The sequence below is a fragment of the uncultured Alistipes sp. genome (assembly GCF_949296715.1).
GTDB lineage: Bacteria > Bacteroidota > Bacteroidia > Bacteroidales > Rikenellaceae > Alistipes.
On record NZ_CASFQD010000059.1, the window covers coordinates 1 to 16206 of the forward strand.

The 16206-nt window shown below is 63.5% G+C and carries 12 protein-coding genes; 10 read left to right on the forward strand and 2 right to left on the reverse strand.

The window, feature by feature from the left end; genetic code table 11:
• Positions 1–157 precede the first annotated feature (157 nt).
• The 7 genes from Q1Y33_RS09315 to Q1Y33_RS09345 all read left to right on the forward strand — a co-directional run bounded on the left by Q1Y33_RS09315 (position 158) and on the right by Q1Y33_RS09345 (position 10263).
• Positions 158–685, forward strand: a complete 528-nt coding sequence (locus Q1Y33_RS09315; protein WP_300799619.1) for a shikimate kinase — start codon at positions 158–160, stop codon at positions 683–685.
• Positions 675–1454 carry a glutamate racemase gene (murI, locus tag Q1Y33_RS09320; protein ID WP_300799513.1) on the forward strand — a complete coding sequence of 260 codons (780 nt, stop codon included), beginning with the start codon at positions 675–677 and terminating at the stop codon, positions 1452–1454. The genes Q1Y33_RS09315 and murI overlap by 11 nt, the downstream gene beginning before the upstream one ends.
• A gap of 87 nt (positions 1455–1541) precedes the next feature.
• Positions 1542–4412, forward strand: coding sequence for a DNA translocase FtsK 4TM domain-containing protein (locus tag Q1Y33_RS09325; RefSeq protein ID WP_300799515.1), 2871 nt, complete (start codon positions 1542–1544; stop codon positions 4410–4412).
• 14 nt (positions 4413–4426) lie between these two features.
• Entirely contained in the window at positions 4427–5098 is a 672-nt protein-coding gene (locus tag Q1Y33_RS09330; RefSeq protein ID WP_300799516.1) for a hypothetical protein, read from the forward strand.
• A gap of 105 nt (positions 5099–5203) precedes the next feature.
• A complete protein-coding gene (locus Q1Y33_RS09335; protein WP_300799518.1) occupies positions 5204–5932 on the forward strand; it encodes a hypothetical protein in 729 nt (242 codons plus the stop codon).
• Between the two features lie 380 nt (positions 5933–6312).
• The gene (gene gyrA / locus Q1Y33_RS09340) at positions 6313–8880 is read left to right on the forward strand and encodes a DNA gyrase subunit A (RefSeq protein WP_300799519.1); all 2568 of its coding nucleotides are present in this window, start codon (positions 6313–6315) and stop codon (positions 8878–8880) included.
• A gap of 36 nt (positions 8881–8916) precedes the next feature.
• Complete coding sequence (locus tag Q1Y33_RS09345; protein WP_300799520.1) at positions 8917–10263, forward strand: tetratricopeptide repeat protein; 1347 nt, start codon at positions 8917–8919, stop codon at positions 10261–10263.
• 219 nt (positions 10264–10482) lie between these two features.
• Here the strand turns inward: Q1Y33_RS09345 and Q1Y33_RS09350 are convergent, their stop codons facing one another.
• Both Q1Y33_RS09350 and Q1Y33_RS09355 read right to left on the reverse strand, forming a co-directional pair.
• The gene (locus Q1Y33_RS09350) at positions 10483–11529 is read right to left on the reverse strand and encodes a sugar kinase (protein ID WP_300799522.1); all 1047 of its coding nucleotides are present in this window, start codon (positions 11527–11529) and stop codon (positions 10483–10485) included.
• 93 nt (positions 11530–11622) lie between these two features.
• Positions 11623–12741: a DUF4861 family protein gene (locus tag Q1Y33_RS09355; RefSeq protein ID WP_300799523.1), complete on the reverse strand. Its 1119-nt coding sequence runs from the start codon at positions 12739–12741 to the stop codon at positions 11623–11625.
• A gap of 216 nt (positions 12742–12957) precedes the next feature.
• Between Q1Y33_RS09355 and uxaC the strand changes: the two genes are divergently transcribed.
• The 3 genes from uxaC (at position 12958) to Q1Y33_RS09370 (ending at position 16179) form a co-directional block, all read left to right on the forward strand.
• Positions 12958–14370, forward strand: a complete 1413-nt coding sequence (uxaC, locus tag Q1Y33_RS09360) for a glucuronate isomerase (protein ID WP_300799525.1) — start codon at positions 12958–12960, stop codon at positions 14368–14370.
• Between the two features lie 17 nt (positions 14371–14387).
• The gene (locus Q1Y33_RS09365; RefSeq protein WP_300799527.1) at positions 14388–15407 is read left to right on the forward strand and encodes a sugar kinase; all 1020 of its coding nucleotides are present in this window, start codon (positions 14388–14390) and stop codon (positions 15405–15407) included.
• Positions 15408–15507: 100 nt separating this feature from the next.
• The gene (locus Q1Y33_RS09370) at positions 15508–16179 is read left to right on the forward strand and encodes a bifunctional 4-hydroxy-2-oxoglutarate aldolase/2-dehydro-3-deoxy-phosphogluconate aldolase (protein ID WP_300799528.1); all 672 of its coding nucleotides are present in this window, start codon (positions 15508–15510) and stop codon (positions 16177–16179) included.
• Positions 16180–16206: the final 27 nt, after the last annotated feature.

The following is a 16206-nucleotide window of genomic DNA, read 5'->3' on the forward strand; positions in this document are numbered from 1 at the left end:
CTCGACGCGGCGGGCCTGCCCCCGACGGGCAGCCCGGCGGGCGGCGTGCCCTTTGAGATCGAACGGGCGCGGGGCGATGCCGACGAGGTGGCCTCGCCCGAACAGCTGAACCTTTTCTGATTGCCTGCGTGCAGGTCTTGCGACGATGGATACGACGGTGAAACCCCTCTTTCTGGTGGGATACATGGGTTGCGGCAAGAGCTCGCTCGGGCGGCGTCTGGCGCGGCGTCTCGGTGTGGAGACGGTCGATACGGATGCGCTCATCGAACGGCTGGAGGGAGCCTCCGTGGCGGATGTCTTCCGCTACGAGGGCGAGGAGCGCTTCCGCGAGCTGGAGCGCGAGGCGCTCGAGCGGATCGTGGCCCGGGGCGAACGGGTCGTGGTGGCGACGGGCGGCGGCCTGCCGACGTGGCGCGACAACATGACCCGCATGAACGCGACCGGCGCGACGGTCTACCTGCGGCGCACGGCCGAACAGATCGCCTCGCGGTTGAGCCCCTACGGACGGCAGAAGCGGCCCCGTCTGCGGGGCCTGTCGGACGCGGAGCTCGTGGCCTTCATGACGCGCGACATGGCCGTGCGCGAATCCTTTTATGCGCAGGCGCAGCTGACGGTCGACTGCGCGGCGATGTCGGACGACGAGGTCGTCGACCATATTCTGAAGTGGTTGGAAGATGGCGAATAATGCTCCCATAGGCATCTACGACTCGGGACTGGGCGGGCTGACCGTCTGGCGCGAGGTGCGGCGTCTCTTGCCGCACGAGACGCTCGTCTACCTGGGCGACGGCAAGAACTGCCCTTACGGCTCGCGGCCGAAGGAGGAGATCCGCGGGCTGGCCGATGCGGCCGTCGGTACGCTGGTCGCCGCGGGCTGCAAGCTGGTCGTCGTGGCCTGCAACACGGCCACGGCCGCCGCGATCGACTTCCTGCGGGCGAAGTATGCGCCGCTGCCGATCGTGGGCATGGAGCCCGCCGTCAAGCCCGCCTGCCTGGCGACCCGCAGCGGGGTGGTGGGGGTGCTGGCCACGGAGCGAAGCCTCGACGGTGACCTCTTCCGCCGCACGGCCGCGCGTTACGGCCGCGGCATCGAGGTGCTGACGGTCCCGGGCCGCGGCTTCGTCGAGCTGGTCGAGCAGAACCGCGAAGAGACCCCCGAAGCCGAGGCGTGCGTGCGCGCGGCCGTCGGGGGGATGCTTGACCGGGGCGTCGACCAGATCGTCCTCGGATGCACGCACTATCCCTTCCTGCTGCCCGTGCTCGACCGCGTGCTTGCCGGGCGCGACGTGACGGTCGTGGACCCCTCGCCGGCCGTGGCGCGCCGCGTGGCGCAGCTGCTCGACGAATACGGCCTGCGGACCGCCGACGAGGGCCCCGGCAGCTGCCATTTCATGACCTTCGCCGACGAGGCATACCGTTTGCGGCTGGAACAGAAAGCGATGGGCTCGCTCGCCTGATTTTGTCGCCCCGATTCGCTCCTTCCGAAGCTGGATTTTCGAAAAAAATTGCGTAACTTCGCTCGGTAAATTTTCCCCTGACGAAACATGGCATCCACGACCAATACATCCTCCCCGAACGGACGGCAGAAGGTCCGGCGCTCCAACGGCGACAGCATCCGCTGGGCGGTCGGTCTGCTGCTGCTCTGCGTGGGCGTATACGCCGCTTCGGCGGTCTTTTTCTCCTTCTTCAGCTGGGCCTCGGACCAGAGCGGCCTGCTGATGAGCACCGAGGAGCGCGCGATGCAGAAGATCGAACCCGAGAACCTCTGCGGCTGGAGCGGCGCGAAGCTCGCCCGCCTGCTGGTGGACAACTCGTTCGGCCTGTTCGGCATCCTCATCCCCGTGATCGTCATCCTGGCCGGCGTGCGGATCATCCGCCGGCAGCCGCTGCGTTTCAACCGCTCGTTCCTGCCGCTGCTGATGGTGACGCTGCTCGGGTCGCTGACCCTCGGTTTCTGCTTCGCCGACCGCTGGAGCCTCTGCTGCTCGACGGGGTGGGGCGGGACGTTCGGCATCGAGACCGCGGCGCTGCTGCGCATGTACATCGGCACGTTCGGCACGCTGATCCTGCTGCTGGGCTGCTGGATTCTTACCGGCGTCTTCATCAACCGCAACTTCATCAATACGGTCAACTCGGCGGGCAACGCCGTCGTCGACCGCAGCGAAAAGATCGTCGAGATCGTCCGCCACAAGGTCGCTCCGGGCCATGCGCCCGACAGCCCCGCCGCCGACCTCGCCGATACGCCCGCGCCGGTACGGACAGCCGCAGCGGACGAGCCTGCTGCCCCCGTGCGCCGCGAGGCGGAGGGGCCGCTGCGTCCCGACACCCCGCCTGCCGAACCCTCGCATCCGGCCCCTGCGCCGCAGTCCGAACACGTGTCGGACCGCCCGGCGGGAAATGTGCGGCGGGGCGAGTCCCGCCTGGCGGAGCCCGATCCCTTCGTGGAACTCACGCCCGACGGACAGCCCGTTGCTCCGGAGCCTGCCGGACCCGAGCCGGTGCCCGCGCCTGCCGTCGATCCGGGACCCTTTACCGAGGTGGACCTCCGGCCTGCGGAAGGTCGCATCGTTATGGGACGCGGGGGGCTGGTCGAGCTCGAACGCCCGGCGCCCCGTCCCGCCGCGGCTCCTGCTCCTACCGGTGATGCGGCCCAGGCGGAGACGGACGACACGGCGGCCCGAACAGCCGAAGAGCGACGCCCGGCAGGCCGGACAGCCGACCCGGATGATCCCTTTACGGAGTTCATTGTCGGCGACAAGGAGCCTGCTGAATCGGCTTCTGCCGCGCCCGCGCCGGTTGAGGCGCAGCCCGCTGCCGCGGAGCCGGAAGGGGTGGTCGTCACGGTCGAGGCCAACGAAGCCCGCCTGGTCGACGAGCGCAAAATCCCGACCGAGAGCTACGACCCGCTCAAGGACCTGGAGAACTACCGCAAGCCGCCCGTGACGCTGCTCGAAGACTACATTTCGGATTCGGAGGTCACCGACGAGGAGATTTTCGACAACAAGACCCGCATCGAGGAGACGCTCAAGAATTTCGGCATTCCGATCGTGCGCATCAAGGCGACCGTGGGCCCGACGGTCACGCTCTACGAGATCGTGCAGGCGCAGGGGGTCAAGATTTCGAAGATCCAGGGCCTGCAGAACGACATCGCCCAGAGCCTCAAGGCCGAGTCGGGCATCCGCATCATCGCGCCGATCCCCGGGCGCGGCACCATCGGCATCGAGGTGCCGAACCGCAACAAGCAGGTCGTGTCGATGTATTCGGCCGTGCGGTCGCTGCGCTTCCAGGAGTCGAAGGCCGAGCTGCCCGTGGTCATGGGCCGCACGATCCAGAACGAGAACTACGTCTTCGACCTGGCGAAGATGCCCCACCTGCTGGTGGCCGGCGCCACGGGACAGGGCAAGTCGGTGGGTCTGAACGCCATCATCACGTCGCTGCTCTACCGCAAGCATCCGGCGCAGCTCAAGTTCGTGATGATTGACCCCAAGATGGTCGAATTCTCGCTTTACGCCCGCATCGAGCGCCACTTCCTGGCCAAGATGGAGTCCGAGGACGAGGCAATCATCACCGACCCGAAGAAGGCGGTCTATACGCTCAACTCGCTCTGCATCGAGATGGATAACCGCCTGGAGATGTGCAAGAACGCCGGGGCGAAGAACATCAAGGAGTACAACGACAAGTTCGTCTCCCGGCGGCTCAACCCGCTCAAGGGACACCGCTACCTGCCCTATATCGTGGTGGTGATCGACGAGTTCGCCGACCTGATCATGATGGCCAAGGAGGTCGAACTGCCCGTGATCCGGCTGGCGCAGAAGGCGCGCGCCGTGGGCATCCACCTCATCATCGCCACGCAGCGTCCGTCGGTCGACGTCATCACGGGCAAGATCAAGGCCAACTTCCCGTCGCGCATCGCCTTCCGCGTCGTGCAGCGCATCGACTCGCAGACGATCATCGACCAGCCCGGAGCCAACCAGCTTATCGGCCGCGGCGACATGCTCATCTCGAAGGACGGCGAGCTGACGCGCGTGCAGTGTGCCCTCGTAGAGACGGCCGAGGTCGAGCGCATCGTGGAGTATATCTCCAAACAGCAGGGCTACACGTCGGCCTACGCCCTGCCCGACTACACGCCCGAGGGCGGCGAAGGTGCCGGATTGGGCAGCGAGGAGGCGTCGGCGCCGATGAAGTACGACTCGCTCTTCGCCGAGATCGCCCGCGAGGCGGTGTCGAGCGGCAGCATCTCGACGTCGATGATCCAGCGCAACTACGAAGTGGGCTTCAACCGCGCGGGCCGCATCATGATGCAGCTCGAACGCGCCGGCATCGTCGGCCGCCAGCAGGGGGCCAAGCCGCGCGACATCCTGTTCCACGACCTGCCGTCGCTCGAGGCGAAGCTGCAGGACCTGGGCGTCTTCTGATAAAACAATGCCGTATGAAACCGCAGATTCTCCTCCTGTCGCTCCTGCTGCTGACCGTCCGGCCTGCCGTGCGGGCGGAGGTGCAGGCTCCCGAATCCCGGGCCGATGCCGCCACGGGTGCCACGCTGGCGACCCAGACCCCGGGCCGGGCCGAAAAACTGCTCGAAGAGCTCGCCGCCGGATTCAAGGCTCTGGGTTCCTATACCGTGACGTTCGAGATCGCGGCCGGGGGGACCGACGACATCGCGGGCAGCTATACGGTCCGCGACGGCGGCTACCTGCTCACGATAGGCGAGGCCGAGGTCTTCTTCGACGGCGGGGTCCGCTACGAGGTGGACCATGCGCGCCGCGAGGTGACGGTCAACTCCGTCGACACGACGAGTCGCAACATCCTCGACAACCCCATCGGGGCGTTCGACTTTCTCGACGGGCTCTACCGCCCGACACTGCTCGGCGAGCGCGACGGCCATGCGGCCGTCCTGCTGACCCCGACCGACGGGGACGCCGCCGCGGGGGCCGTTACCGTGACCCTCTCGCTCAATCCCGTGCGGCCGCTGCGCGTCGCCTACGACTACGACGGCGAGCAGATCACGGTTTCGGTCCTTTCGATCGAACCCTTTGCGGGGACCCTGCGCCGCTTCGATCCGAAGGCCTGCGCAGGCTACGAGATGATTGACTTCCGCTGACGCCCGGGCCGGGATGCAGGCCGGAGGTTCGGCCGCGCTGCCGTCTCTTTTTATGTCGTATTCTCCGGACAGCCCGGCTGTCCCGATTCCGATTTTTTCCGATCCATGCAAAAACTGCTGACTTTCATTTTCTGCCTTCTCTGCGGCGCCGCCCTGGCCGCGCAGCCGCTCGTCTGCACCGAACCCGGTACGGTGCTCGAATATGCCCAGTATGACGAATCGGGACGCCTGACGGGCTACTCGCGGCATACGGTCCTCTCCTGCGGGCCCGACAGCCTCGGCCGCACGCAGGTCGTGACGCGCTGCGAAGCGCTCGATACGCTGCGCAATGCCATGACGATGGAGATCAACGACCGCCGTCAGGCTGTCGTGACGACCGACCGGACCGAGGTCCGCGCATCGGAGATGGTCACGCAGATGGGCGCCATGTTCGAGGAGCTGCTCGCCGCGGCGCTCTCTTCGGAGGAGCGCGGGCAGCTGGACTTTTCCACCGAAGGGGACGAATACACCGTGCCGTTCGCGCTGGAGACGAAGCGGAAACTTCCCGATCTGAAATTCGCCCTGCGCTTTGCGGCCGAGGGACGGTCGTTCCGGATGCGCATCGGGGTCTCCGACCGGCAGGTGCTCGGACGGCGGCGCATTGTGACCCCTGCCGGGGAGTTCGAAGCCGTGGGGCTCTCCGAGAAGATGAGTTTCGGCCTCTTCGTTATCCGGGTCTCGATGCGCCGGCAGACGTGGTATGTCCCGGGATTGGGCGCCGTGCGCGAGGAGGAGCAGACCAAGAGCGGCAAAACCGAAGGGTGGTCGGAGCTTGTCTCCGTCACCCGGCCGTAACCCCCGGTTGTGCCTCCCCGGTCGTGATTCCCGGCAATAAATTCCGGTTGTAATTCCCGGCGCACACCGCGGCACCGATATGGGGACTGTCTCGTCCCGATCCCGATTTATGTCCGCGTCCCCGCCGACACTTTTGCCCGGAGCCCCGCACTTTTCACTTTTACTTTTTACCTTTCACTTTTCACCTTTCACCTGAATTTTCCCCGCCCCTCTGTCGGGAGAAAAAATTTTTGCTGTCAGATCGCCTGAAAAGGGGCAAAAATGGCCGTTCGGCCGACAAAACTTGCACGGGACGGATACTTTTCACCGCCCAAAGTTGTCAGGATCGGAAATAAATCGTATTTTTGTTCGTTAAAAGACGTGTAATTTCGGATTCAAGAATGTTAACGGAAGAAGAAAAGAATGCCGGTTTGGTGGGGCGGATCATCCCCATCAATATCGAAGAGCAGATGAAGTCGGCGTACATCGACTACTCGATGTCGGTGATCGTCTCGCGCGCCTTGCCCGACGTGCGCGACGGCCTGAAACCCGTACACCGCCGTATTCTCTACGATATGAGCGCGGAGCTCAACCTCTACTCCGACAAACCCACCCGTAAGTCGGCACGTATCGTCGGCGACGTGCTCGGTAAGTTCCACCCCCACGGCGACTCGTCGGTCTACGACGCCATGGTGCGTCTGGCCCAGGAGTGGTCGATGCGCTACCCGCTCGTCGACGGCCAGGGCAACTTCGGTTCGATGGACGGCGACTCGCCGGCCGCGATGCGTTATACCGAGGCCCGCATGAAGAAGATCACCGACGAGGTGATGGCCGACATCGACAAGGAGACCGTCGACTGGACGCTCAACTTCGACGATACGATCCCCGAACCGACGGTCCTCCCGACGCGCATCCCGCTGCTGATCGTCAACGGCGCGAGCGGCATTGCCGTCGGCATGGCCACGAACATGGCGCCGCACAACCTCTCGGAGGTGGTCGACGCCTGCTGCGCCTATGTCGACAACCCCGACATCACGGGCGAGGAGCTGCTGCACTACGTCAAGGGCCCCGACTTCCCGACGGGCGGCATCATCTACGGATACGAAGGCGTCAGGGAGGCGATGCTCACGGGCCGCGGCCGCGTGATGATGCGCGCCAAGACCGAGATCGAACATACCCCCTCGGGCCGCGAGTGCATCGTCGTCACGGAGATTCCCTACATGGTCAACAAGGCCGAGATGATCAAGAAGATCGCCGACATGATCAACGAGAAGAAGATCGAGGGCATCTCCTACATCAACGACGAGTCGGACCGCAACGGACTGCGTATCATCATCATCCTCAAGCACGACGCCGTGGCGAGCGTGGTGCTCAACACGCTCTTCAAGAATACGCCGTTGCAGACGTCGTTCGCCGTGAACAACATCGCGCTGGTCAACGGACGCCCGCAGCTGCTGACGATGCGCGACCTGATCCGCCACTTCATTGACCACCGCCACGACGTCGTCGTGCGCCGCACGCGCTTCGACAAGCGCAAGGCCGAGGAGCGGCTGCACATCGTGCTGGGTCTGCTCATCGCGCAGGACAACATCGACGAGATCGTGCACATCATCCGCTCGTCGCAGACGCCCGACCTGGCCAAGCAGGCGATGATCGAGCGCTTCGACCTGACGGACATCCAGGCGTCGGCCATCATCGAGATGCGCCTGCGCGCCCTGACCGGTCTGGAGCGCGGCAAGCTCATCGCCGAGCGCGACGAGCTGACGAAGCTGATCGCCCACCTGACGGAGGTGCTCGAGAACGTCTCGATGCAGATGCAGATCGTCAAGGAGGAGCTGCTCGAGATCAAGGAGAAGTACGGCGACGAGCGCCGCTCGGAGATTGTCTACGCCTCCGAGGAGTTCAATCCCGAGGACTTCTACGCCGACGACGACATGGTCATCACCATCTCGCACATGGGCTACATCAAGCGCACGCCGCTGGCCGAGTACCGCACGCAGAACCGCGGCGGCGTCGGCGCCAAGGGCAGCGCCACGCGCGACGAGGACTTCATCGAGCACATCTACGTCGCCTCGATGCACAATACGATGCTCTTCTTCACGGAGAAGGGCCGCTGCTACTGGCTCAAGGTCTACGACATCCCCGAAGGGGCGCGTTCGTCGAAGGGCCGTGCGATCCAGAACGTCATCCAGATCGAGCCGGACGACAAGGTCCGCGCCTACATCAACGTCAAGCGGCTCAACGACGAGGAGTACGTCAACAACAACTACATCATCATGTGCACGAAGGACGGCACGATCAAGAAGACCCGTCTGGAGGCCTACTCGCGTCCGCGCCAGAACGGCGTGAACGCCATCGTCATCCGCGAGGGCGACCAGCTCATCGAGGCCAAACTCACGAGCGGCGGGGCCGAGGTGATGATCGCGGCGCGCGAGGGCAAGGCGATCCGCTTCAACGAGAATACGGTGCGTCCGATCGGCCGTGTGGGCGCCGGCGTGCGCGGCATCTCGCTCGACGAGGGCGACGAGGTCGTGGGCATGATCTGCGTGGAGCCCGACTCGAAGCAGGACGTGCTTGTGTTGAGCGAGAACGGCTACGGCAAGCGCACCGATCTGGACGAGTACCGCATCACGAACCGCGGCGGCAAGGGCGTCAAGACGATCAACATCACCGAGAAGACCGGCAAGCTCATCTCGATTCAGGCCGTCACGGACGACAACGACCTGATGATCATCAACCGTTCGGGCCTGACGATCCGCACTTCGGTGTCGCAGATCCGTCTGGCGGGCCGTGCCACGCAGGGCGTGCGGATCATCAACCTGCGCGAGGGCGACGCCATCGCTTCGGTGATGGCCGTACCGTCGGCCGGTGACGAGGAGGTGCAGCCGGCGGATGCGGCGGAGACGCCGGAACAGGCCGTGGACAGCGAAAACGGGGCTCCCGAAGCCGGACAGCCCGCGGAAGAATAAAAGTGACAGTCAGTAAAACCTAAAATTATCAGTATCATGAAAAAAATGTTTTTGACGGCTTTTGCGGCGCTGCTCGTGGCAGTTCCCGCCGTGCAGGCCCAGAAGGTGAACAGGGAAGCCCTGCTCTCCAAGATTGAGAAGAGTGACGCCGACATCGCCGATGCGAAGAAGAGCGCCAAGGCCTCGACGTGGATCAACCGCGGCAAGGCATTCTACGATGCGGCTGCCGAGCCTACGAAGAGCCTCTTCATCGGCATGGATGCGGCGATGCTGAAGCTCGCCGTGGGCGATCCGAAGTCGACGGAGCCCGCCAAGATCAACGACGTGAACTATGAAGCGTGGGCATATCCCTACTTCACGGTCTACATCAAGGACGGCAAGGTCGCTACGTGGAAGCAGACCAAGTGGGTGGTGAAGGATGCCCCCGAGAAGGCTATCGAGGCCTACAACAAGGCTTACGAGCTCGACCCCAAGACCGCTTCGAAGGTGAAGGCCGGCCTGCAGCAGGTGAGCGACCTTTGCTCGCAGATCGGTAATGCTGGTCTCGATTCGGGTGACTATGTGGGTGCATCCGATGCCTATGCTACGGCCTACGCCGCACAGCAGAGCCCCGCTTTCGGCGGCGGCGATCCCGCGCTGCTCTACTATGCCGGCTATCTGCGCACGGTCGACGGCTCGACGAATCCCGAGTCGTTCGTGCTGGGCGGCAAGTACCTCAATGAGGCTTTGGAGAAGAACTATGCCGACGAGGAGGGCAACATCTACTACTACTTGTTCCACTGCTACTATGGCCAGAAGGAGGCCGATGCTGCCAATGTGCTGAAGGCCAAGGATGTCCTGCTGAAGGGCATGGAGAAGTTCCCGAAGAACTCGCGCATCCTGGAGGGTCTCATGCAGCTCTACACGACGGAAGAGGGCGTGGGTGATCCCGCCGACCTGGTGTCGATGATCGACAAGGCGCTGGCCGAGCAGCCCGAGAACGTGGACCTCTGGTTCGGTCGCGGCCGTATCTTCTATGCACTGAAGAATCCCGACGAGAGCATCGCCTCGTTCCTCAAGGTTGTCGAGCTGCAGCCCGACCTGTTCGAGGGCAACTATTTCCTCGGTGTATTCTATACGATCAAGGCTGAGAACATGCTCATGGAGCTCAACTCGAAGCAATACAGCAGCCAGGCCGCCTATGAGGAGGACCTGAAGGTTGTGAATGCCGTTTACAAGGAGGCTATTCCCTGGCTGGAGAAGGCTCACGAGCTCAATCCGAAGGATGTCAATGCCCTCGAGCTGCTCAAGTCGCTCTGCTTCCGTCTGCGTGACGACGATCCCGAGCTGAACAACAAGTACGAGATCTACAACGAGCTCTTCAAGCAGGCTCAGGCCCAGTAGGCCCGGCCGGCGGCATGTGCGCACGGTCCGTCGGGACCCGGTGCGCGATGAGAAAACCCCGAAGCGGAGAGCTTCGGGGTTTTTCGTTGGGAGCGGCTGCAGCCCGGGCATGTTGCCGTGACGGCGGGGCGCTCCGATGGGGTGTATGCCTGCTGCCTGGGCGGCGGGTCTGTACGATGGGGCGTTGCCAACTGCCGACGGCGGATTCGCGGCTCCGGGTCAGCGGGCGATGCGGCCCGAGACGGAGCCTTCGGCCAGGGCCGTGACCTCCTCGGCCGTGAACCGGTTGTAGTCGCCCGGCACGGTGTTCTTCAACGCGCAGGCCGCGGCGCCGAAGTCGAGTGCCCGCTGCGGCTCGTCGGGGTGTACGGCCAGCCCGTAGATCAACCCCGCGACAAAGGCGTCGCCCACGCCGACGCAGTCGACCACGTCGTCGATGTCGTAGACGCGCGTGCGCAGCGACTGACCGCCGACGTGAAGCGTGCCCGAGATGGTGTGGTGGTTGGCCGACAGGACGTTGCGCAGGGCGAAGACGCAGGCGCGGCAGCGGGGGAAGCGGTGCATGACCTCGCGGGCCGCGGCTTCGTAGCCCGCCATGTCGGGGGTGTATGCGGCGTCGCGGGCCGTAAAGGCGGGCAGGCGGATGCCCAGCACCTTTTCGTATTCGTCGTCCGTGCCGAAGAGGATGTCGCACGCCTCCATCAGCGGAGGCAGCACCTCCTCGGCGCGTTTGCCGTAGCGCCAGAGGTTCTTGCGGTAGTTGATGTCGCACGAGACGGTGAGGCCCATGCTGCGGGCTGCCGCCACGGCCTCGGCGCAGACGGCCGCCGTCTCGGCCGAAACGGCTGCGGCGATGCCCGACCAGTGGAACCAGTCGGCATCGGCGAAGAGCGCCTGCCAGTCAATCATTCCCGGGCGGAGCGTGTCGAACGACGAGCCGGCCCGGTCGTAGACGACGTGCGACGTGCGCATGGCCACGGCCTCCTCCATGTAGTAGAGCCCGAGCCGGTCGCCGCCCCGCAGGATGTGCTCCGTCCCGACGCCGCAGCTGCGCAGGTCGTCCAGGCAGGCTTCGGCGATACGGTTGTCCGGAAGGCAGGTCACCAGTTCGCTCCGCAGGCCGTAGTTGGCGAGCGATACGGCCACGTTGGCCTCGCTGCCGCCGAAGTTGACGCGCAGCACCTCGGTCTGGTTGAAACGCAGCTTGTCCGGGGGCATGAGCCGCAGCATGATTTCACCGAAAGTTACGATTTTCTCTCTTTTCATCTCTTCCGAATTTTTAAGTCTTCCCGTAATCTGCAATGAAGAAAGCCCGGCGCGAACCGGGCTTTCGTGGGGTTGGTGCGTGGGATTCCGCGATTAGCGGACCGTGACCTGCAGGGGCGTCGTTGCGGCGGCAACCTCTTCGTTGACCTCCTCGAGCCACTCCTCCATGTCCTCGACGCCGCCCTGGCTCCAGCCCGAACCGGCGTAGTAGATGAGCGGCTGGCCCGGCTTCACGCTCTTGACGGCCAGTGCGTGCGAGAGCATGTCGGGCAGAATCTCGGCTCCGGGCAGTACGACGGCCGTGTAGATGTCGCCGTCACGCACGGGGTCCTTCGTGTCGGACGCCGGCTCGCAGAAGGCCACCCAGCCCTCGCCCGTGAGCGTCTGCTTCACGTCGTGGCGCACGAAGCCCGCAGCGACGGGCAGTTCGGTGAACGTGCCCGAGTAGGTGTTCTCCATGCGGTTGAAGCGGCGGTTGGCATCCAGCGAGATGATCTTCGTCGTCGAGACCTCGCTGCCGTTGACCTCGTAGGGGGCGTAGGTCAGCTTCACCGTGGTGCGGATCGGGCCGTTGTCGAGCGTCTCGGCCGTCAGGTAGTTGTGGGGCATCAGCTGCAGCTCGCCGTTCACGAACGGTACGGCCGAACCGCCGCCGAGCGTGCGGCCCACCTTGTAGCAGTCCATGCCGTCGCCGTAGTTGTGGTGGTAGTCACCCTTGGCGTACCACTCGTTGATGACCAGTTTGTCGGTGCACTTCACCCAGATGTCGATGCCGGGCGTTACGAGCTGCTCGGGCGAGGTCTCCAGCGCCGGGCCGTAGAGGCGGTAGGCCACCTTGTTGTTCTCCCAGGCGTAGTCGTCGTAGCGCTCGGGAACCTGGCGTCCGTAGGCCTCGGCGGGGTAGGCCTCGCGCGTGCCCGTGACGATCGTGAAGTGTTCGGTCTGCATCGCGTCGGCGTCGACCTGGAAGATGAGCGACAGCGGCTCCGTGCCGCCGAAGTAGATGACCTGTGAGGGAACCTGCTCCCCCTCGTCGTCGAGTACGACGACGTTTTCGGGCGTCACGCCCTTGAGGGCTTCGATCTGCGACCAGGTGATTTCGACGGTTTCGTCGTCGCGGTCGATCTGCGTTGTGTTGGCGACATCGACCTTCAGGCTTTGCGTGCAGGAGGCCATCAGCACGGCTGCAATCCAGAGAATAGTGTTTTTCATAGATGTGTTGTTAGAAGTTTTTTCCTTTTTATTAGGCAAAATTACGATTTTTTCGTATATTGGTCAACCAAAGTGGCAAATAATCTACTTAATTCGGTAATTTTTTATACTCCGAATGGTGGAAAGTTGCTAATTTTACATTGTCGAAAAGGCCCCGTTCTTGCGGACCCGCCGACTTGAAACGATACGGAACCGAAATTCTGACCAAACAACAAGATGAAACAGTTTAACGACGACAATTTCCTGTTGCAGACCGAGACGGCGCAACGGCTCTACCACGAGCATGCGGCCAAGATGCCGATCATCGACTACCACTGCCACCTGATTCCCGAGTATGTGGCCTCGAACCACCGTTTCGACAACCTGTCGAAAATCTGGCTCGAGGGCGACCACTACAAGTGGCGCGCCATGCGCACGAACGGTGTCGACGAGCGCTACTGCACGGGCAAGGATACGACCGACTGGGAGAAGTTCGAGAAGTGGGCCGAGACGGTGCCCTACACGATGCGCAACCCGCTCTACCACTGGACGCACCTCGAGCTGAAGACCGCCTTCGGCGTGACGAAGCTGCTCAATCCCTCGACCGCGCGCGAGATTTACGACCACTGTACGGCGCTGTTGCAGCAGCCCGAGTACTACGCCCGGGGGCTGATGCAGCACTACAACGTCGAGGTGGTCTGCACGACGGACGACCCGGTCGATTCGCTCGAACACCACCTGAAGGTGCGCGAGGACGGCTTTGCGGTGAAGATGCTCCCGACGTGGCGCCCCGACAAGGCGATGGCCGTGGAGAATCCCGCCGAGTTCCGCGCCTACATCGAGAAGCTGTCGGAGGTTTCGGGCGTCTCGATCTCGAAGTTCGCCGACGTGATCGACGCGTTGCGCGTGCGCCACAAGTTCTTCGAGTCGGTGGGCTGCCGCCTCTCGGACCACGGCATCGAGGAGTTCTATGCCGAGGACTACACGCAGGCCGAGATCGACGCCATCTTTAATAAGGTGTACGGCGGCCAGGCGCTGACGCGCGGCGAGGTGCTCAAGTACAAGACCGCGATGCTCTACGAGTTCGCCGTCATGGACCACGAGACGGGCTGGACGCAGCAGTTCCACTACGGCGCCATCCGCAACAACAATTCGCGCATGTTCGCGCAGCTGGGCCCCGATACGGGCTTCGACTCGATCGGCGACTTCACCGTCGGCAAGCAGATGTCGAAGTTCTTTGACATGCTCGACCGCGAGGACAAGCTCACGCGCACGATCATCTACAACCTCAATCCGCGCGACAACGAGCTCGTCGCCACGATGCTGGGCAACTTCCAGGACGGCCGCTACGGCGCCGGGAAGATCCAGTTCGGCTCGGGCTGGTGGTTCCTCGACCAGAAGGACGGCATGGAGAAGCAGATGAACGCCCTCTCGACGCTGGGGCTGTTGAGCCGCTTCGTGGGCATGCTCACCGATTCGCGCTCGTTCCTCTCGTACCCGCGCCACGAGTACTTCCGCCGCACGTTGTGCAACCTCGTGGGCAACGACATCGAGCAGGGGCTGCTGCCGGCTTCGGAGATCGACTTCATCGGCCGCGAGATCATCGAGGGCATCTCGTACCGCAACGCCAAAAACTATTTCAATTTCTAAATAAACGCATCTGAACCATGAAAATCGTAACATTAGGTGAAATCATGCTGCGTCTCTCGACGCCGGGCAACACCCGTTTCGTACAATCCGACTCGTTCGACGTCGTCTACGGCGGCGGTGAGGCCAACGTGGCCGTATCGTGCGCCAACTACGGACACGAGGCCTACTTCGTGACGAAACTTCCCAAACACGAGATCGGCCAGTCGGCCGTCAATGCACTGCGCAAGTACGGCGTGAAGACCGACTACATCGCCCGCGGCGGCGACCGGGTCGGCATCTACTACCTGGAGACGGGCGCCTCGATGCGTCCCTCGAAGGTGATCTACGACCGGGCCCACTCGGCCATTGCCGAGGCCGATCCGCAGGACTTCGACTTCGATGCCATCATGGAGGGTGCGCAGTGGTTCCACTGGTCGGGCATCACGCCGGCCATCTCGGACAAGGCGGCCGAGCTGACGCGCCTGGCCTGCGAGGCCGCGAAGCGTCACGGCGTGACGGTGTCGGTGGACCTGAACTTCCGCAAGAAGCTCTGGACGAAGGAGAAGGCCCAGTCGATCATGAAGCCGCTGATGCAGTATGTCGACGTCTGCATCGGCAACGAGGAGGACGCCGAGCTGTGCCTGGGCTTCAAGCCCGATGCCGATGTCGAGGGCGGCGAGACGAATGCCGAGGGTTACAAGGGCATTTTCCGCCAGATGGCCGAGACGTTCGGTTTCAAGTATGTGATCTCGACGCTGCGCGAGTCCTTCTCGGCCACGCACAACGGCTGGAAGGCCATGATCTACAACGGCAAGGAGTTCTACGAGTCGAAGCGTTACGACATCAACCCGATCATCGACCGCGTGGGCGGCGGTGACTCCTTCTCGGGCGGCATCATCCACGGCCTGCTGACCAAGCCGACGCAGGGCGAGGCCCTCGAGTTCGCCGTGGCCGCTTCGGCGCTGAAGCACACGATCAACGGCGACTTCAACCTCGTCTCGGTCGAGGAGGTCGAGTCGCTGGCCGGCGGCAACGCCAGCGGCCGCGTGCAGCGTTAGCACACGGAGATTCCCGGCGGCGGGCGGTGTTTTCGGATGCCGCCCCGCTTCCGTTGGATGACGCAGAAAAGAAAAATTCAGATAAAAATACCAATAGATTATGGCTCGTTTCAATAAAATGCAAGTGATGGAGGCCATTGCCAGGACCGGCATGGTTCCCGTATTCTACCATTCGGATGCCGAGGTGGCCAAGCAGGTTGTCAAGGCGTGCTACGAGGGCGGCGTGCGCGCCTTCGAATTCACCAACCGCGGCGATTTCGCCTCGGAGGTCTTCATCGAGGTGATCAAGTTCGCCGCGAAGGAGTGCCCGGAGATGGTGCTGGGCGTCGGTACGATCGTCGATGCACCGACGGCCGCCATGTACATCCAGTACGGCGCCAACTTCGTCGTAGGTCCCTACCTGAACCCCGAGGTGGCGAAGGTCTGCAACCGCCATCTGGTCCCCTATACGCCGGGCTGCGGTTCGGTGACCGAGATCGGTCTGGCCCAGGAGCTGGGCTGCGACCTGACGAAGGTCTTTCCGGCGGGCAACGTCGGCGGTCCGTCGTTCGTCAAGAACGTCAAGGCGCCGCTGCCCTGGTCGAACATCATGGCTACGGGTGCCGTGGAACCCACCGAGGAGAACCTCTCGGCATGGTTCAAGGCCGGTGTCTTCTGCGTGGGCATGGGCTCGCAGCTCTTCCCCAAGGAGGTGGTCGCCGCCAAGGACTGGAAGGCCGTTACCGAGAAGTGCCGCTTCGCACTGGACGTCATCGCCCGCACGAAGAAGTAATGATCACTCACACGAACTAAAACCTAA

Bases quoted from the DNA above. Each gene is read 5' to 3' on its own strand.
- murI (WP_300799513.1), top strand. From the start codon at position 675: ATGGCGAATAATGCTCCCATAGGCATCTACGACTCGGGACTGGGCGGG.
- Q1Y33_RS09325 (WP_300799515.1), top strand. From the start codon at position 1,542: ATGGCATCCACGACCAATACATCCTCCCCGAACGGACGGCAGAAGGTC.
- Q1Y33_RS09330 (WP_300799516.1), top strand. From the start codon at position 4,427: ATGAAACCGCAGATTCTCCTCCTGTCGCTCCTGCTGCTGACCGTCCGG.
- Q1Y33_RS09335 (WP_300799518.1), top strand. From the start codon at position 5,204: ATGCAAAAACTGCTGACTTTCATTTTCTGCCTTCTCTGCGGCGCCGCC.
- gyrA (WP_300799519.1), top strand. From the start codon at position 6,313: ATGTTAACGGAAGAAGAAAAGAATGCCGGTTTGGTGGGGCGGATCATC.
- Q1Y33_RS09345 (WP_300799520.1), top strand. From the start codon at position 8,917: ATGAAAAAAATGTTTTTGACGGCTTTTGCGGCGCTGCTCGTGGCAGTT.
- Q1Y33_RS09350 (WP_300799522.1), bottom strand. From the start codon at position 11,529: ATGAAAAGAGAGAAAATCGTAACTTTCGGTGAAATCATGCTGCGGCTC.
- Q1Y33_RS09355 (WP_300799523.1), bottom strand. From the start codon at position 12,741: ATGAAAAACACTATTCTCTGGATTGCAGCCGTGCTGATGGCCTCCTGC.
- uxaC (WP_300799525.1), top strand. From the start codon at position 12,958: ATGAAACAGTTTAACGACGACAATTTCCTGTTGCAGACCGAGACGGCG.
- Q1Y33_RS09365 (WP_300799527.1), top strand. From the start codon at position 14,388: ATGAAAATCGTAACATTAGGTGAAATCATGCTGCGTCTCTCGACGCCG.
- Q1Y33_RS09370 (WP_300799528.1), top strand. From the start codon at position 15,508: ATGGCTCGTTTCAATAAAATGCAAGTGATGGAGGCCATTGCCAGGACC.